We start from the raw sequence: 20,097 nt of genomic DNA, 5'->3' as shown, positions 1-20,097 counted from the left end.
ATTATGCATGGGCGCAGCAGCACCGTCCCGTCAATCGGGAGACTGGTGCCAAAAGGCCATAGCGGCGGCGGAACGGGCTTGAATACGTATGTGAGTGGCTGGCCTCCATACCCCCTTTTGCAAGATTGAATGCAGCACTGCGCAGATCCGGCGCATCCCGCATGGGGCGGGCATTCACCCGGCCACTCGAGAGCCGGGGGTGAGACAAATTGGGGAGAGACATGGTATTCAGCAATTTCCGCGGCCGTCGTGCCGCCCGCATCACCCTCGGCGCCAGCGCCGCCGCGATCGCCTTCAGCGTCACCACCGCTGCGTTCGCGCAGGACAGCGGCACCCCCGCAGCCGACGCCCAGGATAGCGGCCCCGGCGAGATCGTCGTCACCGGCTTCCGCGCCGCGCTCGCCACCTCCGCGAACATCAAACGCAACAACACGATGATCGTGGACTCGGTCTCCTCCGAAGACATCGGCAAGCTGCCCGATGTCTCGATCGCGGATTCGCTAGCTCGCATCCCCGGCGTCACCGCCCAGCGCCTCGAAGGCCGCGACCAGCGCCTGTCGATCCGCGGCCTCGGCCCGGACTTCTCCACCACGCTGCTCAACGGCCGCGAGCAGGTGACCGTCGGCGACAATCGCGGCGTCGAATACGACCAGTATCCCTCCGAATTCTTCAAGAACGTCAATGTCTACAAGTCGGCCGATGCCTCGCTGATCGCCGCCGGCATCGCCGGCACGGTCGATCTGCGGATGCTGCGCCCGCTCGCCCAGTCGCAGCGCACCTTCGTCGTCGCCGCACGTGGCCAGATGAACGAGCAGAAGAAGCTCAATCCCGACGGCACCCGCTACGGCTATCGCGCCTCGGCGACCTATGTCGACAAGTTCGCCGGCGACACGCTGGGCGTCGCGGTCGGCGTTTCGGCGCAGAACACGCCCACCCAGATCGAGCGCTACGCCGCCTGGGGCTTCCCCAATGAATCCGCGGCCGGCAACAACCTCTTCCTCGGCGGCGCCAAACCCTATGTGCAATCGAACCTGCTCAAGCGCTATGGCGGCGTCGCCACGATCGAATGGCAGCCGAGCGACAATTTCCACTCGACCTTCGACGGCCTCTATTCACATTTCGAGGAAACCCAGCGGCTGCGCGGCATCGAGTTCCCGATCGCGCCGCAATGGGGATCGGGTGCAGTCATCCAGCCGGGCTATCAGGTCCAGAACGGGCTGGTGACCAGCGCGACGCTCAGCAACGTCGTCGCCGTGCAGCGCAACGATTACAACAAGCGCAAGGCCGAGAATATCTCGCTGGGCTGGAACAATGATTTCAAGCTGAGCGACAGCATCCACTTCATCGTCGACGCCAGCTGGAGCCACGCCACCCGCACCGACTTCCTGCTCGAGACCTATTCGGGTACCGGCTACAATTCGTCGGGCGCGAAGGACACGATCAAGATCAGCCAGAATGCGAACGGCACCTACAGCATCGTGCCGACGCTCGACTATTCCAACACCAGCGTGATCAAGCTCACCGATCCGCGCGGCTGGGGCTACAACGGCACCCAGGCCGTGGTGCAGGCCGGCTTCCTCAACCGCCCGGATTTCGAGGACGACCTAAAGTCGCTGCGCGCCAGCTTCAACGGCGAGTTCAGCGGCAGCATCGTCAAGAGCTGGGAAATCGGCGGCAATTTCAGCCGTCGCGAGAAGACGAGCCGCTACACCTCCTACTTCCTCTGCCCACCGGGCGGCGGCACCAACTGCACCGTCGCCAGCGGCACGCCGACCAACTTCGCCGTGCCCGCCGACGCGGTGCTGGGCGAGCAGGTGGCGCTTGCCTATCTCGGCGTGCCGAAGATGCTGACCTATGATCCGCTCAAGGTGTACAGCCAGCTTCGTTCGGTGTTCGACAACCGGCCGGACTCGCTGGTGCGCGACAATGTAGTCACCGAGAAGGTCTATACCGGCTATGCCAAGGTCAACATCGACGGCACCGTCGGTGGCAAGGCGCTGAAGGGCACGCTCGGCCTGCAGGTCGTTCACACCGATCAGGGCTCCTCGGGCGCGATCGCGGCGCTGCAGAACGGCGTGGTCACCACATCGCCGGTCCAGGACAGCACCAAATATACCAACTTCCTGCCCTCGGCGACGTTCAGCCTGGAGCTGATGGACGCCTTTTACGTGAAGATGGGTGCGGCGCAGACGATGGTGCGCCCGCGCCTCGACCAGGAACGCATCACCCAGGCGGTGAGCATCGACCTGTCGAAGCTCGGCCTGGGCAGCCTGCCACAGAACAGCCCGTTCAGCTCGAACGGCGGCAATTTCCGGCTTCGCCCGTACCAGTCGACCAACATCGACATTTCGGTGGAAAAGTATCTGCGCGGCGGCGGCTATCTGGCGCTGACCGGCTTCTACAAGCACCTCACCGATTTCGTCGATCCGAACAACAGCACGCTGTATGACTTCTCGGCGCTGCTCTCGGCATTGCCGCCGGCAGCCGCAGCCATCGTGCGCGCCCAGAACGCCCAGTTCGGCCTGGTACGCGTACCCGACAATACCGGCCGCGGCGACATTCTCGGCGTGGAAGCGACCGCCTCGGTGCCGTTCAGCACCTTCACCCAGGCGCTTGACGGGTTCGGCGTGTTCGCGAGCGGCACCTATGTCGACAGCCGGGTCGTCTATGGCAGCAACGCCACGCAGGCCGTGACCATCCCCGGCCAGTCCAAGTGGATCGCCACCGGCACCGCCTATTACGAGAAGAACGGCTTCCAGGCGCGCGCCACCTATCGCTGGCGTGACAGTTTCCTGGCGGAGCTGGCCGGCCTTTCGGCCAACCCCGAGTTCCGCACCGGCAAGTCCGAGGGCGTGCTGGATGCGCAGATCGGCTATGAGTTCCAGGCCGGTCCGCTAAAGGGACTCGCGATCCTGGCGCAGGCCAAGAACCTCACCGACGCGCCGTTCATCACCACCGAGGCGGGCGATCCGCGCCTGGTGCGCGAATATCAGCGCTACGGCCGCGATTATTATCTCGGTATCACCTACAAGTTCTGAGGTTCGGCGGTCCGGTCTTCCTGGGAGGGGGCCGGGCCGTTCCATCGGCACCGGAGGGGTAGGCCATGGCAACCACAACACCCTATCGCATCGTCATTGCCGGCGGCGGCACGGCTGGGTGGATGGCTGCGGCTGCGCTGATCCGCTTCCTCGGACAGGGCTTTGCCGTAACATTGGTCGAATCCGATGCGATCGGCACGGTGGGCGTCGGCGAAGCGACCATCCCGCAGATCGGCATGTTCAACGCCAGCCTCGGCATCGACGAGGACGCCTTCGTCGCCGCCACCCGGGCGAGCTACAAGCTGGCGATCGAATTCGTCGGCTGGACCAGGGGCGGCCGCTACATGCACGCCTTTGGCGATGTGGGCCGCGACAACGGCCTGCTCGCCTTCCGCCACACCTGGCTGCGCGGGATGGCCGAAGGCGTGGCCGCGCCGCTCTGCGCCTATGCGCTCAACAATGTCGCGGCGCTTGGCAACCGGATGCAGCGCGGACCGACGCGCACCGTCCGCGTGCTGCCGGAAATGCCCTATGCCTTCCATCTCGACGCCGGCCTCTACGCCCGCTTCCTGCGCGACTATGCCGAGGCGCGCGGCGTGGTGCGGCACGAAGGGCGGATCGAAGCCGTCACCCGCAACGGCGCGGATGGCGACGTGGCGGCGCTCCACCTCGACAGCGACCGCCGGATCGAGGGCGACCTGTTTCTCGATTGCACCGGCTTCCACGCGCGGCTGATCGGCGAGGCGATGGGCGTCGGCTATCAGGACTGGTCGCACTGGCTCCCCTGCGACCGCGCGCTCGCGGTGCCCAGCGCGCGTGCCCGCGACTTCACCCCCTATACCCGCGCCACCGCGCACGATGCCGGCTGGCAGTGGCGGATCCCGCTGCAACACCGCACCGGCAACGGTATCGTCTATGCGAGCCGGTATCTCTCCGATGACGAGGCCGCCGCGCGGCTGCTCGCCGGGCTGGACGAGCCGGCGCTCGGCGATCCGCGTCCGATCCGCTTCCGCACCGGCCGGCGCGAACAGGCCTGGGCGGGCAATGTCATCGCACTGGGTCTGTCCAGCGGTTTCCTCGAGCCGCTGGAATCGACCAGCATCCATATGATCCAGTCCGCCGTGGAGCGCATATTGAAGCTGCTGCCCGGCCGCCGCGCGCCGGCGCCGCTGCGCGACAGCTACAACCGCCAGGCCGCGCACGAGAGCGAGCGCATCCGCGACTTCCTGATCCTGCACTATTGGGCGAACGATCGCGACGCGCCTTTCTGGCGCGAGCGGCGGGAGACCCCGGTGCCCCACGGGCTTGCCGAGAAGATCGCCCTGTGGCGCGAAACCGGCGAGATCCTCCGCGAGGACGGCGATCTGTTCAGCGACGTCGCTTGGCTGCAAGTGCTTGTCGGCCAAGGCATCACCGCCCGGGGACACCACCCCCTCGCCGATCAGCCGCCGCGCGCGCAAATCGCCGAATATCTCGACCTTCTCGCCAAGCTCAATGCGCGCGAAGTCGCGCAGATGCCTCCCCATAGCGACTTCGTCCGCGCGCACGGCGCCGCGGACGCGGAGATTGCCGCATGATCCGTTCGACCGCCCTCGCCCTGCTCGCCGCCGCGCTCACCGCGACGCCGGCCATGGCGCAGACCTATCGCGACCGCCCGCCCGAGGACGAGGTGCTCTACTTCCTCCTCCCCGATCGCTTCGACAATGGCGACACCGCCAATGATCGCGGCGGGCTAAGCGGCGACCGGCTGGTCACCGGCTTCGACCCCGCCTCCAAGGGCTTCTACCATGGCGGCGACCTGAAGGGCGTGCTGAACCGGCTCGACTATATCCAGGCGCTGGGCGCCACTGCGATCTGGGTCGGGCCGATCTTCAAGAACAAGCCGGTGCAGGGGCCGAAGGGGCAGGAATCGGCCGGCTATCACGGCTATTGGATCACCGATTTCACCCAGGTCGATCCGCATTTCGGGACGAACGTCGAGTTCAAAGCGGTGGTCGACGCGGCACACAAGCGCGGCATCAAGGTGTACATGGACATCGTGGTCAACCACACCGCGGACGTAATTCAATACCGCGAATGCGGCGACTGCAGCTATCGCAGTCGCGCCGACTATCCGTACAGCCGCAAGGGCGGTGTTGCTGGCGCCGCGATCAACCCGGGCTTCGCGGGCGATGGCGATCATAGCGACGCGAACTTCGCCAAGCTTGTCCGGCCCGACTATGCCTATACGCCATACGTCCCCGAGGCGGAGCGAAACGTGAAGGTGCCCGCCTGGCTCAACGACCCGATCTACTACCACAATCGCGGCAACTCGACCTTTGCGGGCGAGAGCTCGACCATGGGCGACTTCGTCGGCCTCGACGACCTGATGACCGAGCATGCGCGCGTCGTCGCCGGCATGATCGCGATTTTCGGCGGCTGGATCGATCGCTTCGGGATCGACGGCTTCCGCATCGACACCGCGCGCCATGTGAACCCAGCATTCTGGCAGGCCTTCGTCCCGGCGATGCTCGCTCGCGCCAAGGCCAGGGGCATCCCCAATTTCCACATCTTCGGGGAGGTCGCAGATCCGGAGGTCGCGGCGCTGGCCCGGCACACGCGCGTCGACACGTTCCCGGCGGTGCTCGACTTCGCCTTCAACCAGGCGGTGATCGACGTCGCCGGCGGCAAGGGCACCGATCGGCTCGCCAAGGTGTTCGCGGCGGACGTGCTCTACGAAGGTGGGGAGAAGACCGCGCACCGGCTCCCCACCTTCGTCAGCAACCATGACGCCGGCCGCGCCGCTACCTTCATCCAGCAGGCAAACCCGAAGATAAGCCACGCCGAACTGCTCCAGCGTGTCCAGCTCGCCCAGGCGATGCTGCTGCTGCTCCGCGGCGTGCCCACCATTTACTCCGGCGACGAGCAGGGCTTCGTCAGCGATGGCAACGACCAGGATGCCCGTGAGGATCTGTTCGGCAGCATGGTGGCGAGCTACAACGACAACCATCTGCTCGGCACCGACGCGACCACCGCCACGCCCAGCTTCAACACCGCCAACCCGCTGTTTCGCGAGATCGCCGCGCTCGCACGGCTGCGGACCAGCCACCCGGCGCTCACCCGCGGCCGCCAGGTCACCCGCTTCGCCAGCGACAAGCCCGGGCTGTTCGCCGTCTCGCGCTTCGATCCCAAGACCGGCGCGGAAACCGTGATCGCCTTCAACACCAGCGCCGAGCTCTGGACCGGCAATATCCAGGTCGAGACCGGCTCCACCGCCTTCCGTACCCTGGCAGGCGCCTGCCCCGCCAACGCTGTCGCACCCGGCAGCCTCGCCCTTTCCCTTCCCGCGTTCGGCTACACCGTCTGCGCGGCCGGAGCAGCCAAGTGAATCTCATGACGATGCGCGAGCTTTCCACCGAATCCCGCCCCTGGTGGCGCGGCGCAGTGATCTACCAGATCTATCCGCGCAGCTTCGCGGACTCGAATGGCGACGGCGTGGGCGACCTGCCCGGCATCACCGCGCGGCTCGAGCATGTCGCGGCGCTGGGCGTGGATGCCGTGTGGATCTCGCCCTTCTTCACATCACCGATGCGGGACTTCGGCTATGACATTGCCGATTTCTGCGATGTCGATCCGGTGTTTGGCACGCTGGGCGACTTCGACGCGCTGGTCGCCCGCGCCCATGCGCTGGGCCTCAAGGTGTTGATCGACCAGGTCTATTCGCACAGCTCGGACCAGCATCCGTGGTTCCAGGAGAGCCGCACCAGCCGCACCAACGCACGCGCCGACTGGTATGTCTGGGCCGACGCCAAGCCCGACGGCAGCCCGCCTAACAACTGGCAATCGGTATTCGGCGGCCCGGCCTGGACCTGGGACGCGCGGCGCGGCCAATATTATCTGCACAACTTCCTGCGCGAGCAGCCGGACCTGAACTTCCACAATCCGGAGGTGCAGGCCGCCACCCTCGCCACCGCCAAGTTCTGGCTGGATCGCGGCGTCGACGGGTTCCGGCTCGATGCGATCAACTTCACGATGCACGATCCGCAGTTGCGCGATAACCCGCCCGCGCCAGACACGGGCGCCCCACGCACCCGCCCCTTCGACTTCCAGCAGCATGTCTTCAACCAAAGCCATGCGGACATCCCGCTGCTGCTCGAGAAGCTGCGCGCACTCGCCGACCGCTATCCCGGCCGCTTCACCGTCGCCGAAGTCGGCGGGCCCTCTCCGGAGGCCGAAATGCACCTGTTCACCGCCGGGAGCACGCGGCTGAACAGCGCCTATGGTTTCAACTTCCTCTACGCCGATCGCCTGACCCCCGCGCTGGTCCGCGACGCCGTCGCCGAATGGCCCGACGCGCCAGGCGTGGGCTGGCCGAGCTGGGCGTTCGAGAACCACGACGCCCCGCGCGCGATCTCGCGCTGGGTAGCGCCCGAGCACCGCGCCGCCTTCGCCGCGCTCAAGATGCTGCTGCTGCTCTCCTTACGCGGCAATGCGATCCTGTACTATGGCGAGGAGCTGGGCCTGACCCAGGTCGAGATCGGGTTCGAGGACCTGCAGGACCCCGAGGCGATCGCCAACTGGCCGCTCACCCTCAGCCGCGACGGCGCCCGCACACCGATGCCCTGGGTGGCGGATGCGCCCAATGCCGGCTTCTCGGTCACCCGCCCCTGGTTGCCGCTCGGAGCCGATCATCTGGGCCGCGCGGTCGACGTGCAGGATGCCGATCCCGCCTCATTGCTCCGCCTCACCCGCCGGCTGATCGGCCTACGCAAGCAGCACCCGACGCTGGTCGACGGCGCGATGACGGTGCTCCACGCCGACGAAGCGCTGCTGGTCTTCGCCCGCACCGCCGGGGACGAACGCCTGGTCTGCGCCTTCAACCTCTCGGCGGCGCCCGTCGACCTGCCGCCCGCCTTGCTCGAAGGGCTTTCGGTGGTGGAGGCGCTGAACGGCGCCACCCTCCATCGCCTGCCGGCTTATGCGGGGCTCATCGCCGGTTGATCCGATCCCGCGGGCATGCCGCGGGCGAGCTCGATCATCCGGTTGGCGGTCTCGCGCTCGCCCATCACCACCTCGTCGGCGCCCAGGCCCTCAAGGTGCGCGACCTCGTCGGCCGAATGGGCCCGCACCACCACTGGCACGCCGGGCGCGAGCTGGCGGGCATGCTGGAGGATCGCCCCGCCCTCGAACCCGGCGGGGATCGCGATCAGCAGCTTGCTCGCCTGTCCGATCTGCGCGGCGACCAGCGTCCGCACGTCGATGGCATTGCCCGCCACCACGGTGATGCCGGCCTTGCGCGCCTGCTCGGCCATGTCGTTCTGGTCCTCGATCAGCGCGAAGGCCTTGCCGTGCTGCTGGAGATCCTCGGCGATCATCTTGCCCACCCGGCCATAGCCGATCAGGATCACATGGCCCTTGGGCAGATCGACCGGCGCCACCGCCTCGCGACCCGCTTCCGCAACCTCGTAGCGCTTGGCGACCCAGGCGAAGAGGAAGGGGTTGAGGAAGATCGACAGCATCGCCGCCGCCAGGATCACGTCGCGCGCCGCCGCCGGCATCAGCCCGAGATCGGTGCCGAGACCCGCCAGGATGAACGAGAATTCGCCGATCTGCGCGAGACTGACCGCGACGGTGAGCCCGGTATGGTTCGAATAGCCGAACACACGGACGATCCCATAGGCCGCGAGCGACTTGCCGACGAGGATGATCGCCACCGCCGCCAGCAGCACCAGGGGCTGCTCGACCAGCACCGAAGGGTTGAACAGCATCCCCACCGAGACGAAGAACAGCACCGCGAAGGCATCGCGCAGCGGCAGCGTCTCCTCGGTCGCGCGCCTGCTGAGCGAGGTCTCGCCCAGGATCATGCCGGCGAAGAACGCCCCCAGCGCGAACGACACGTCGAACGCGAGCGCGGCGCCGAACGCTACACCGAGAGCAATGGCCAGCACCGCCAGCCGGAACAGCTCCTGCGAGCCGGTGCCGACCACCCATTGCAGCGTCCACGGGATCACCCGGCGGCCGACCAGCAGCATCAACGCGACGAAGCCGGCGACCTTGAGGAAGGTGGACAGCAAGGGCTGGAGCAGCGACCCGCCGCCCTCGCCGCCCATCACCTCGCCCAGCACCGGCAGCAGCACCAGCGCCACCACCATCGCCAGATCCTCGACGATCAGCCAGCCGACCGCGATCCGCCCGCGCTCGGTCTGTACGATGTCGTGCCCCTGCAGCGCGCGGAGCAGCACCACCGTGCTCGCCACCGACAGCGCCAGGCCGAAGACGATGCCCGCCTGCAGTCCCCATCCGGCTACAGTGGCGAGGCCGATGCCCATCGCGGTCGCCGCGGCGATCTGCACCACCGCGCCGGGCACTGCGATCCTGCGCACCGACAACAGGTCGCGCAGCGAGAAATGCAGGCCGACGCCGAACATCAGCAGGATCACGCCGATCTCGGCGAGCTCGTTGGCGAGCCCCGAATTGGCGACGAAGCCGGGGGTAAACGGCCCCACCGCCACGCCCGCGAGCAGATAGCCGGCGATCGGCGAGACTTTGATCCGGTGCGCGATCGCGCCGAAAATGAAGGCGACGACAAGTCCGGCGACGATGGTGGCGATCAGGGGCGCATGATGCGGCATCGATCCTCCTTGAAATGAAAAACTGGTTCGACACCGGCCGCGCCTGAAGGCAACCGGTGTCGATGCAGGTCAGGACTGGGCCACGCCGATCGCGGCTGCCAACAGCGCCGCGGCACCGGCAATGCCGGACCAGACGGCGATGGCGAACCATTTCGGGGGCCGCTTGCCTCTTCTTCTACGCATAGGGTCCTCCTCCAGCGCCGCAGCGGCGGCGAAGACGAAGTTCAGGCGTTCGGGCGCGCTTGGCGCCTCAGCAGCGACGCGCCGGCGGCGACCGTGCGCCGCGCGCGCCGCAGCGGACCGGGCGCAGCACCCTTGTGGGCGTGCGCGCGTAGGAAAGACCAAGAAGGACGAGAATCGCCGCGAGCGCCGGTGCCAGGGCAAGTACGACACCGCTACCGGCAGCGCCATCCTGCCGCCCGCCACGCGCGCTTTGCCAGAGGCCTACGCCCTGGTCACCGCGCTTGGCGGCAATCGCCACGCTGGTCGTCGCGGGGTTGAACGCCGGGCCGTGCACCAGCGTGTCGGGCGGGCCGAGCGGCGCGACTGCCCCGAACAGCACCGCCAACACCAAGGTCCATACCGCAACCGGCAACGCGAAGCGCCGGCTGGTGCCCCGATCGGGCATGGAGGTGAAGGAGCGGCCCATTACGCGATCAACGCAGGGATCGCGTGATGGTGCCGTAACGAAATGTTACTTGGGCATGCCCGTCAGCCCGCTCGCCTTGCGCAGCGCGTCGCCGTCGAGCCGATAGCCGTCGAGGAACACGGTCTGCACATGACGCAGGTTGCCGATGTCCTTGGAGACATCGCCTTCGACGAGGATGATGTCCGCCGTCTTGCCCGGCGCGATCGCGCCGACGTGGTCGTCCATCCCCACCATCCGCGCGGGCACGATCGTGGCGGTCTGCAACGCCTCGACATTGGTCAGGCCGGCCTGCTGGTAGAGCTCGAGCTCGCGGACCAGTTCGAGGCCATAGCCGTCGGTGCCCGCGACGATCGGCACGCCTGCCTGGTGCAGCCGTCCGACCACTTCGACCATCTTGCCGAAGCTCTTGCGGAAATCCGCGCGGGTCAGGCCGGCGAACAGCGGATAGCCGCCGATCTTCCACCCACGCGCCACTGCGGGCGGCGCGATGTCGACATAGGCCGCATATTCGGGGGGCACCGCGCTGCCGTCGGAGGTCAGCATCGGCTCCCACACCGAGAGCGTCGGGTCGATGATGGTCTTGCGCTTGGCGAGTTCGGCATAGAAGGCGCGCAGTTCGGGGGAGTCGAGGTTGAGGTCCTTGCCGTACTGCGCCGGCCCTTCCAGCCGCGCGGCGGTGTTGGCCTTGTCGACCACGTCCTGCGGCATCGCCTGCATCAGGATGAAATTGATGTGGGTGACCTCGTCATAGCCCGCGCGCACCGCGTCGAGCGGACGCATATGCGCGGGCACATGGCCGTGGACGTGCAGCCCCAGCCTGTGCGCCTCGGCCGCCGCAGGGGCAACCCAGGCCGGGTCCATCGAGGTGTAGAACTTCACCCCCCACATGCCGGCGGCCTTGATCTTGTCGACCGCCGCCACCGCCTCCGCCGCCGAGGAGACGGTGAGCGCGCCCTGCGCGGCCAGCGGATCCTTCTTGTCGATGATCACCGAGACCTTGCCGTCGGGCGCCAGCAGGTCGCCCGCAGCGCGGCGCTTGAAGATGCTCTGCGCATCTTCGATCGACGAGCCGGGGCTGCGATAATTGGTCATGCCGGTTGCGACGTTCTGGAGCAGGTTCCAGTCGTCGCCGACATGCTGGTGCGAGTCCCACAGGCCGGGCAGCAGCGTACGGCCCTTGCCGTCGAGCACCGTCGCCCCCGTCGGCGCCGCGATGCTGCCCGCCGGGCCGACCTTCGCCACCTTGCCGTCGGCGATCAGCACGGCCTGGTCGGGCACATATTTGCCGGCGACCGAATCGAACAGCAGCACATGGTCGACCAGCGTCGGCGTGCGGTTCGCGGGGACGAGAAACCGGTGCGCGACGCCGCGCACCATTTCGGCCGCCACCTTGTCCTGGACTTCCTTCAGCTTGGGGCCCGCCGCCTCATAGCCTTCCGGCAACAGGAACATGCCCCCGGAAACGCCGAAGAAGCGGTTCTGCGCGTCGAGCCACACCGGCGAGGGCGAGAAGCCGGTGCCGGTGATATAGGCGAGCTTCACCGTCTTCTTGCCGCTCGGCCCGTCGATCTCCATCGCCTTGCCGATGCTGATGCTGGCATGGCCGCTCGGCAGCAGGTCGATCCCTGCCGTGCCGGCCGCGACCAGCGCGTTGACGTCGTTCTCGAACGCCAGCCACGGGCCGCCATAGCTGGTGTAGCGCGCCTTGCCGAACGGCTTCTCGCCCGCATCGACTGCGGTCTTCCAGCGGGCGACGCCGCCGGCGTCCACGGTGAAGGTCTCGGTCGCGTCGCCGCTGTCGGTGAAGCCGCGCACGGCCAGGTCGATCGGCCGCTGGTCGGGCCCGAGCCGTACCACTTCGTCGGTTTCGGTGATCCAGCCGCGCAGCGACATCGACATGCGATAGGCGATGCGCCCGTCGGCCAGTGTCCACGACCAGACGTCGCCATGCTTGCCCGCGGTGGAGCTGATGGTGAAGTGCCGTGCCCCCGCGGGCGGCGTCATCAGCTCCGCCTTCTGCGTCTGCGCGGCGGCCGGCAGGATGGCGGCGGTGGCGAGCAGAAGCCCGAGGCGAAGTGCGTGCATGTGGTGGTCCCTCCCGTCGTGTCCATGGTCTGGCATGCCACCGCGCGGGACACAATTGTTCAGCATCGCCGGGGGTGTTGCTGCAAAACCTCGCATGCGGCGAAAGCGCATGGTCTGGCCAACGGGCCATTGACGGCCAGACCAAAGCGTGGAAGATACCGCTAACATGACGCTGGCAGCATAAGTCGGCGCGCACCCCGGGAAGAGGATGGATGAGCCGACCGACGCATCTCATGCCGAGCGAATCGATCGCACGGGCAGGCGTTGCAGGCGACGCCGATCCACCCTGACCCGGCACCTCTGAACCAACAGCGCGAACGAGTCTCCTTGCCGCGGCACACGATGTGCGCCCGCCATCGGAGCATCTCGTCCGTCACGATCAACACGTTGAAGGAAAGGACCGGCCGCGCGCCGGGCCACTTCGAGGGGACCTGAAACATGACCACCATTTCCCGCAGCTTCCGCCCTGCCCGCACCGCCCTGCTGTGCGCGACCATCCTCAGCGCGACCTGCGCGTCCACCGCCTGGGCGCAGAGCACGCCGCCCGCTGGCGAGACGGCGCCGGACGCGCCCTCCGTCTCCCCCCAGTCCGGCGAAGCGCCGATCGCGCAGGGCGGCGAGCAGGAAATCGTCGTCACCGGCTATCGCTCGTCGCTCGCCAAGGCGGTCAACGCCAAGCGGGATGCAACCGGCTTCACCGACTCGATCTTCGCGGAAGACATCGGCAAGTTTCCGGACACCAACATCGCGGAATCGTTCAACCGCATCCCCGGCATCACCATCACCCGCGACGTGACCGGCGAAGGTGTCAATGTCGCGATCCGCGGCCTCGGCTCGAACTTCACCAACGTCACCCTGAACGGCGCGCCGATCGCGGTCGCCTCCTCGGGCAGCACCGACGCGCAGGGCACCGATCGCTCGGTCGACCTCAGCTTCTTCCCGACCGACCTGTTCACCAAGCTTACCGTGAACAAGAGCTATACCGCCGACCTGCTCGAGGGCGGCGCCGCCGGTAACGTCGACCTGCGCTCGGCACGTCCGTTCGACCGCGCGGACTCGTTCCTCGCCTACAACATCCAGGGCTCGAACCAGGAGCCGGACAAGCGCATCGGCGCGCGCGGCTCGCTGATCGGCAGCTGGCACAACGACACGATCGGCATCCTCGCCGGCGTCTCTGCGCAGCGGCTGTTCACCCGCACCAAGGGTTTCGAGACGATCGGCTATACCAATCCAGCGCTGACCGCCGCGCAGTGCGGCGCAACCTCGGGCTGCAATACCACGGGCGGCGGCAACTGGACCATTCCGGCCGTGGTGCCGACGGGTGCCGGCGCGGGCCTGGTGGCCGGCCAGACGATCGATCGCGCCTTCCTCCTCGCCAACAATCCGGGCGCGACGATCCAGCAGATCGACAACGGCCTGATCCCGCGCCTTGGCCGCACCACCGACATTCGCGGTCCGCGCGACCGGATCAACGCGATCGTCAGCGCCGAATATCGCCCGACGGATACGCTGCACTTCTATGTGGACGGCCTGTACGGCTACAAGGAGAACGAACTGATCCGCGAGAACATCGCATGGATCGGCCGCAACGGCGCGGCGATCCCGACCAATCTGAAGTTCGACAAGTCGGATTGCAGCGCGGGCTGCACCGTCACCAGCGGCACCTTCGCGAACACGCAGTTCTTCAACGAATTCCGCCCCTATCACGAGACCACCGAGCTGTGGAGCGTCAACCCGGGCGTCGCGTGGGAGATCAACGACACGCTGAAGGCCAATCTCCAGGCGAACTACGCCCGCTCGACCTTCCACCGCGAAAGCCCCACCGTCGGCGCCACCACGCCGCTCGGCCAGGGGGCGACCGTCACCTACACCAACAATGGCGGCCTGCCGGAAATCAAGAGCAGCCTCGACCTGAACAACCCGGCCAATTTCGGCTGGTACACCGGTAGCCGCGTCAACCTGCAGGACGAGCGCCGGCTGAACAAGAACAAGGGCGTGCGCGGCGACCTGACCTGGGGGGATCGTGCGCTGAACCTGAAGGTGGGCGGCGCCTATGACGACGTCTCGCGCCGGATCCGCGGCTTCGACAATACCGGACCGTGGCAGAACGCAGCGTGCGGCAACAACCCCAGCGTCTACCTGCCGAGCCCCAACTCGCAGCCGCTCTGCGAAGGCCTGAATCAGCCGGGCGCGGCACCTGCCGGCTATCCGACCTATCCGGGCCTCGGGACCGGCTTCTCCGCCGGTCAGAGCGGGCCGGTCACCTATGGCGGTTCGCTGATCCCAAATTCGGCCTTCCCGACCTATCTGAAGCCGGGCCCCGCTGGCTTCGTCACCGTCGACTGGGATGCGTTCCGCAAGGCCAGCAACTATGACACCTATCACGACAATGCACCGGAAAGCGGCGGCGCCAACACCGGCGCCAGCGGCGGCCTGATCCGCGAAGTCGTCAAGTCGGCCTTCGCCACGCTGAACGGCGAGCAGGAAGTCGGCGGCAACATGCTGCGCTTCAACCTCGGCCTGCGCTATGTGAACACGATCCAGACGATCGAAGGCCGCGTCTCGATCGCCGATCCCCGCAACGCTACCCCCGCCGGGGGTCAGATCGCCGACGGCAGCCGCTACCCCAACCTCGTCAACATCGTGTCGACCCGCAACAACTACACCCAGTGGTTGCCGGCCGCGACGCTGGCCTATGACGTGAGCGAGCACGCGGTCGTCCGCGTCGCGGCATCGAAGACGATGACCCGCCCCGATCCCGCGGCACAGCTGCCGGGCGTGAGCTTCGGCGCTCCCTCGGCCGACCAGGCGACGATCGGCAATCCGGCGCTCGAGCCCTATATCTCGACCAATATCGACCTCGGCTTCGAATACTACATCGGTCGCGAGGGCGTGGTGAGCTTCAACGCGTTCCGCAAGTCGATCCAGGGCTTCACCACCAACGTCAACAACACGGTGCCGTTCTCCGCACTGGCGCAATATGGCATCACCTACGACACGCTGAATCCGACCCAGCAGATCGCGCTGAACTCGCGCGGCGGGCCGACCCAGGCGACGGTGCTGGTCACCAGCCAGGTCAACGTGCCGAACAAGCTGAAGATCAACGGCCTGGAATTCCAGTGGGTCCAGCCGCTCGACTTCCTCACCGAGAAGCTCGGCGTCCGCGGCTTCGGCTTCAACGCCAATGCCACGCTCGTCGACCAGACCAGCGACGGCCCGGCACAGGCGTTCGGGGTGGCGCCGTTCACCTACAACGTTACCGGCTATTATGAGCGGAACGGCGTGATGCTGCGCGTCGCGGTGACTTCGCGCGAGGGGTCGCAGAGCAGCGGCAACTCGCAGAACAGCATCCCGGCGGCGGCGCTGTTCAACTCGGACTACACCACCTGGGACTTCTCCTCGGCCTTCGATCTCGACAAGGTCCTCGGCGTGGAAAAGGCGCCCCAGCTGACCATCAACGTGTCGAACTTCACCGATGCGACGCTGCGTTCCTACTTCCAGTTCCCGAACGCGACGTTCACCCAGTACAAGCCCGGCCGCCAGTTCCTGGTCGGCCTGCGCGGCAGCTTCTGACGCGCGATACGGGGGCGGCTGCCACGGCGGCCGCCCCTCGTTCTTCGATCATCCGAGTACCTGAACGCTGGGATCCCAGTAATAATAGCCCAGCGTCGAGAGGCTGCCGCTGGTTCCCATCTGCACGACCTGGAACCAGACCTGATATCCTTCCGTCCCGGGCGAAAGCACGTTCGACGTCATGAAATACTGATATTGCTGCGTCGCCGTCCAGGTCGGGTTGGACGTGCTCTGCTGCGGCGGCGGCACCGGCACGGTGGGCTGCGCGGTGAGGCCGATGGGCGTCGTCATGACGGTGCTGCCGGAAAATTGCGTGATATTGTACGGGATGCAGTAGGTCGGCTGATCCCCGGAAAGGGTGACAGCATACCAGTTGACCGTGTCGCCCACGGTCGCATTGATGATAAGGTTGGGCGTGGCATTACCCGCATTCTGGACCGGTTGCGCCAGATATTGCTGCTCCGTGATCATGTACGCGAAATATGGCGGCGAAGGTGGATGCGCCAAACCCGTCGGCTGGGTCGAACTGCTGCTCGGTGAACCTGCGCTCAGAACTGCTTGCGCATCGAACACCATCACGATGTTTATCTGTGCCATCCTTCTCTCCCCCTTGTCATGCGCCTCGATCATATCATGCGCCCCATTTTTTGTTTTGCGGGTTACGCTGCTACGGCCAAGGACGACAAACCTATCTTACTTCAATATGAATGATGACCGGCAGCATTTGACCTGCTTACGCCGAATTCTTCGCAGCAAAGGTTCATGCTGGAAGATATATTTTATCCACTTCAGCGCCCGTGCGCATCAAGCTAGCCGCCGCGCTGGGACTGATAAATCCGGGATCCGGCTTCTCGTGCGGAGCGGGCTGAACACCGCGATCGGGCATCGCACCGGCGGCAGGCCCGCCACCGCCGTGCAGCATATCGAGGCGCCGAACTTCGCGTCATTCCGGTGCGATTTGTTCTACGTCGCGTAGGCCCGCCGAAGCGCGCACGCGCTTCCGCGAGCGTGGACGGCCTTCCGAGCGCCGGACTGGCGTAAAGCTCGGTTAGTCGTCCCCCCGCCGCGGCGGTGCGACCGACGCGCGGTGGATCAGCGTCGAGGGGAAGAGCGACGGCTCCTCCACCCCCTGCTCGTCGCCGAAGAAATCGGCCAGCAGCTTGAGTGCCGCCGATCGCCCCATCGAGACGATCGGCCAGTGCACCGTGGTCAGCGGCGGCCAGAGATGCGCGGCGATCGCGGTGTCGTCGAAACCGATGATCGACAGGTCCTCGGGCACGCTCATGCCCCGACGCCGCGCGGCATGAAGCGTCGCCGCCGCCATCTCGTCATTGCAGGAGAAGATCGCGGTGGGACGCGGCGACAGGTCCAGCAGCCGATCGGCGGCGGCGAGCCCGCTTTCGAAGGTGTAGGTACCCTCGGCAATCATGCTGCGCGGCAGCTTGATGCCGGCCTCGTTCAGCGCCTGCTCGAACCCCTTGCGGCGCTCGCGGGCCGAGCGGAAGCCGTGCGGCCCGGCAATCAGACCTATCCGATGATGGCCGAGCGCGATCAGGTGCTGCACCGCCTGGAGCACCACCTCGCAGTCGTTCGAGGCGACCATGTGCTCGGGCGCGTCGAGCGTCGTCGATCCCATGCGGACATAGCGGGTGCCGAGGCTCTGGCAGAGCTCGGCCAGCATGTCGTTCTCGGAAACCGGGGGCAGGATCAGCACGCCGTACAGCCGCTGCCGCTCGAGAAAGGCGCGCACGTCCGCCAGCATGGTCGACGAACCGCGATCGATCGGGCGGACGATCAGCTCGAACTCGGTGTCGCGGATGGCTTCCAGGATACCGGCCTGGACGTTCATCACCATCTGCGCGTTGGGATTGTCGTGGATCAGGCCGAGCAGGAAATTGTGCCGCAACGCCAGTGCGCGCGCCTGGACATTGGGGATGTAACCGAGATTGGCGATCACCGCCTCCACCTTGGCGCGGGTATCCTGGTTCAATAACGGCGAGCGATTGATGACGCGGCTGACGGTTTTTTTCGATACGCCGGCAATGCGGGCGACGTCGTTGATGGTGGGCTTGCCCGTCTTCTCCATGCCGCCATGCTATACGGCGGCGCCAACGATTGCGATAGAAGAACGACACCACGGACACCGGTGGACAGCTACCTCCAGCTGCCCAAATCGACACAGGAAGCCGGCGGTACGCGCGGTGCCGCGCAGGCGCAAAACCGCCCGCAGACACCGCGCACCGTCCGGTTACCGCCGAACGTCAAGCCCGCCCTCGGCGAAGGCGGCGAGGTCGGCGCGGGTGAACAGGCTGGCGTCGCCGGGCAGCGAGTGTTTGAGCGCGGTCAGCGCCAGCCCGGCCTCGGCCATCGCGCGGGCATCGCCGCCCTCCAGCAGGCCGTGGAGCACGCCCGCCGCGAAGGCGTCGCCGCCGCCGATCCGGTCGACGATGCCGCTGACGCGCAGTTCCTCGGTCTGGTGCCCGCCCTCGCGGGTATCGACGCGCGCGGCAATGCGGTGGCTGTCGACATCGTCGACATGTCGCGCGGTCGAGGCGATCAGCTGGAGCTTGGGGAAGGCCGCGAAGGCCGCCTCGGCCGCCTCGCGCCGCCGATCGGCGCCGTCGCCCGAAAACTGCTCGCCGAGCAGCAGCGAGATGTCGCGATGATTGCCGAACAGGATGTCGGCATGGCGGATCAGCTGGGTCAGCACGCCGCGCGGATCGCTGTCCCAGGCTTCCCACAGCTTGGCGCGGTAGTTGCCGTCGAACGACACGGCGATGCCGCGCGCGCTTGCCGCCTCGGCCGCGGCGATGGCGGCGGCGGCGGTGTTCGGTCCCAGCGCCGGCGTGATGCCCGAAAGGTGCAGCCGGGTCGCGCCGTCGAGCAGCGCGTCCCAGTCCCAGCTCTCGGCAGGCCGCGCGGCGAACACCGAGTTCGCGCGGTCGTACACGATCTCCGAAGCGCGCAGCCCCGCGCCGGGGGTGAGGAAGTACAGCCCCATTCGGCCGGGCGCCGCGAGCACGCGCCGGGTATCGACCCCGCGCCGGCGCAGTTCGCCCACCGCTGCGGCGCCGAGCGGATTGTCCGCCACCGCGCTGATCATCGCCACATTATGCCCCAGGCACGCCAGCCCGGTCGCGACATTCGCCTCCGCCCCCGCGATCGCCACGTCGAGCTTCGGCGTCTGCAGCAGCAGCTCGCGACCCGGCGGCGAGAGCCGCAGCATCATTTCCCCGAAAAATGCGAACGTCATCGTGCCAACCAGCCTCCGTCAACGGCGAGAATATGCCCTTGCACATAGTCCGAAGCGCGTGAGGCAAGGAAGACCGCAGCGCCGCCCAGATCCGCCGGATCGCCCCAGCGCCCCGCCGGGATGCGCTCGAGGATCTGGCGGTTGCGGGTCTCGTCGGCCTGCAGCGCCGAGGTGTTGTTGGTGGCGATATAGCCCGGCGCGATCGCGTTCACGTTCACGCCCTTCGCCGCCCATTCGTTGGCCAGCAGCTTCGTCAACCCGGCGATGCCCGACTTGGACGCGGTATAGCTCGGCACGCGGATGCCGCCCTGGAAGCTGAGCATCGAGGCGATGTTGATGATCCGTCCGCGCTCGCCGGTCTCGCCGAAGCGGCGGACCATGAACTTGCCCGCGGCCTGGCAGAGAAAGAACACCGATTTGAGGTTGGTATCGACCACCGCGTCCCAATCCGCCTCGGTGAAATCGAGGCTGTCGGCGCGGCGGATGATCCCGGCATTGTTGACCAGGATGTCGATTTTCCCCAGCTTATTCACAGCTTCGTCCACAACCCTGTCCACAGGTGCGATCGTGGACAGGTCGGCGGCAATCAGCTCGGCGCGGCGGCCGAGCGCGCGTGCCTTGCGCACGGTTTCCTCGGCAGGCGTACGGCCGACGGCGGCGATGTCCGCCCCCGCAGCGGCAAGCGCCAGCGCGATGCCCTGGCCGATGCCAGTGTTCGCGCCGGTGATGACAGCCACCTGGCCGGTGAGATCGAAGGGGTTGGTCATGTTGGGATCCTCCTCCCCCTCCGCCTGCGGGAGGGGGAGTTAAGGGGTCAGGCCAGCTGGCAGATATCCAGCACCTGCATGTCGGTATAATCCTGGTTCTCGCCCGCCATCGCCCAGATGA

The 20,097-nt window shown here is 67.0% G+C and carries 12 protein-coding genes; 5 read left to right on the top strand and 7 right to left on the bottom strand.

What is annotated here, in order from left to right:
• The first annotated feature begins 221 nt into the window (after positions 1-221).
• The 4 genes from GGR89_RS20385 (at position 222) to GGR89_RS20370 (ending at position 8,018) form a co-directional block, all read left to right on the top strand.
• Positions 222-3,038, top strand: a complete 2,817-nt coding sequence (locus GGR89_RS20385; RefSeq protein WP_125975378.1) for a TonB-dependent receptor — start codon at positions 222-224, stop codon at positions 3,036-3,038.
• Positions 3,039-3,103: 65 nt separating this feature from the next.
• Positions 3,104-4,615 carry a tryptophan halogenase family protein gene (locus tag GGR89_RS20380; protein ID WP_125975376.1) on the top strand — a complete coding sequence of 504 codons (1,512 nt, stop codon included), beginning with the start codon at positions 3,104-3,106 and terminating at the stop codon, positions 4,613-4,615.
• A complete protein-coding gene (locus GGR89_RS20375) occupies positions 4,612-6,405 on the top strand; it encodes an alpha-amylase family glycosyl hydrolase (protein WP_125975374.1) in 1,794 nt (597 codons plus the stop codon). The genes GGR89_RS20380 and GGR89_RS20375 overlap by 4 nt, the downstream gene beginning before the upstream one ends.
• A gap of 5 nt (positions 6,406-6,410) precedes the next feature.
• Positions 6,411-8,018, top strand: a complete 1,608-nt coding sequence (locus GGR89_RS20370; protein WP_125975425.1) for an alpha-glucosidase family protein — start codon at positions 6,411-6,413, stop codon at positions 8,016-8,018.
• Here the strand turns inward: GGR89_RS20370 and GGR89_RS20365 are convergent.
• The 3 genes from GGR89_RS20365 to GGR89_RS20355 form a co-directional block, all read right to left on the bottom strand.
• The gene (locus tag GGR89_RS20365) at positions 7,994-9,649 is read right to left on the bottom strand and encodes a cation:proton antiporter domain-containing protein (protein WP_125975372.1); all 1,656 of its coding nucleotides are present in this window, start codon (positions 9,647-9,649) and stop codon (positions 7,994-7,996) included. The genes GGR89_RS20370 and GGR89_RS20365 overlap by 25 nt on opposite strands.
• Positions 9,650-9,899: 250 nt before the next feature.
• Positions 9,900-10,277, bottom strand: a complete 378-nt coding sequence (locus tag GGR89_RS20360; RefSeq protein ID WP_125975370.1) for a hypothetical protein — start codon at positions 10,275-10,277, stop codon at positions 9,900-9,902.
• A 66-nt stretch (positions 10,278-10,343) separates the two neighbouring features.
• Positions 10,344-12,383, bottom strand: a complete 2,040-nt coding sequence (locus GGR89_RS20355; protein ID WP_125975368.1) for an amidohydrolase family protein — start codon at positions 12,381-12,383, stop codon at positions 10,344-10,346.
• A gap of 438 nt (positions 12,384-12,821) precedes the next feature.
• Here GGR89_RS20355 and GGR89_RS20350 point away from each other — a divergent pair, with 438 nt between their 5' ends.
• On the top strand, positions 12,822-15,956 hold the full coding sequence (locus GGR89_RS20350; RefSeq protein ID WP_126002243.1) for a TonB-dependent receptor: 3,135 nt from the start codon (positions 12,822-12,824) through the stop codon (positions 15,954-15,956).
• Positions 15,957-16,004: 48 nt separating this feature from the next.
• Here the strand turns inward: GGR89_RS20350 and GGR89_RS20345 are convergent, their stop codons facing one another.
• From GGR89_RS20345 to kduD, 4 genes are all read right to left on the bottom strand, one after another.
• Positions 16,005-16,586, bottom strand: a complete 582-nt coding sequence (locus tag GGR89_RS20345; RefSeq protein WP_125975363.1) for an AidA/PixA family protein — start codon at positions 16,584-16,586, stop codon at positions 16,005-16,007.
• 418 nt (positions 16,587-17,004) lie between these two features.
• Entirely contained in the window at positions 17,005-18,042 is a 1,038-nt protein-coding gene (locus GGR89_RS20340) for a LacI family DNA-binding transcriptional regulator (RefSeq protein WP_125975361.1), read from the bottom strand.
• A 162-nt stretch (positions 18,043-18,204) separates the two neighbouring features.
• Positions 18,205-19,209: a sugar kinase gene (locus tag GGR89_RS20335; RefSeq protein ID WP_125975359.1), complete on the bottom strand. Its 1,005-nt coding sequence runs from the start codon at positions 19,207-19,209 to the stop codon at positions 18,205-18,207.
• Positions 19,206-19,976, bottom strand: a complete 771-nt coding sequence (gene kduD, locus GGR89_RS20330; protein WP_125975357.1) for a 2-dehydro-3-deoxy-D-gluconate 5-dehydrogenase KduD — start codon at positions 19,974-19,976, stop codon at positions 19,206-19,208. Before kduD ends, GGR89_RS20335 begins: the two co-directional genes overlap by 4 nt.
• Between the last annotated feature and the right edge of the window lie 121 nt (positions 19,977-20,097).

Origin of the sequence: Sphingomonas trueperi (assembly GCF_011927635.1) — a bacterium.
Lineage (GTDB): Bacteria > Pseudomonadota > Alphaproteobacteria > Sphingomonadales > Sphingomonadaceae > Sphingomonas > Sphingomonas trueperi.
Note: the sequence above shows the minus strand (reverse complement) of the source record. Positions and strands in the feature narration are given on the sequence as shown.

Coding starts and splice junctions, on each gene's coding strand:
- GGR89_RS20385 (WP_125975378.1), top strand. CDS start 222: ATGGTATTCAGCAATTTCCGCGGCCGTCGTGCCGCCCGCATCACCCTC.
- GGR89_RS20380 (WP_125975376.1), top strand. CDS start 3,104: ATGGCAACCACAACACCCTATCGCATCGTCATTGCCGGCGGCGGCACG.
- GGR89_RS20375 (WP_125975374.1), top strand. CDS start 4,612: ATGATCCGTTCGACCGCCCTCGCCCTGCTCGCCGCCGCGCTCACCGCG.
- GGR89_RS20370 (WP_125975425.1), top strand. CDS start 6,411: ATGACGATGCGCGAGCTTTCCACCGAATCCCGCCCCTGGTGGCGCGGC.
- GGR89_RS20365 (WP_125975372.1), bottom strand. CDS start 9,649: ATGCCGCATCATGCGCCCCTGATCGCCACCATCGTCGCCGGACTTGTC.
- GGR89_RS20360 (WP_125975370.1), bottom strand. CDS start 10,277: ATGCCCGATCGGGGCACCAGCCGGCGCTTCGCGTTGCCGGTTGCGGTA.
- GGR89_RS20355 (WP_125975368.1), bottom strand. CDS start 12,383: ATGCACGCACTTCGCCTCGGGCTTCTGCTCGCCACCGCCGCCATCCTG.
- GGR89_RS20350 (WP_126002243.1), top strand. CDS start 12,822: ATGACCACCATTTCCCGCAGCTTCCGCCCTGCCCGCACCGCCCTGCTG.
- GGR89_RS20345 (WP_125975363.1), bottom strand. CDS start 16,586: ATGATCGAGGCGCATGACAAGGGGGAGAGAAGGATGGCACAGATAAAC.
- GGR89_RS20340 (WP_125975361.1), bottom strand. CDS start 18,042: ATGGAGAAGACGGGCAAGCCCACCATCAACGACGTCGCCCGCATTGCC.
- GGR89_RS20335 (WP_125975359.1), bottom strand. CDS start 19,209: ATGACGTTCGCATTTTTCGGGGAAATGATGCTGCGGCTCTCGCCGCCG.
- kduD (WP_125975357.1), bottom strand. CDS start 19,976: ATGACCAACCCCTTCGATCTCACCGGCCAGGTGGCTGTCATCACCGGC.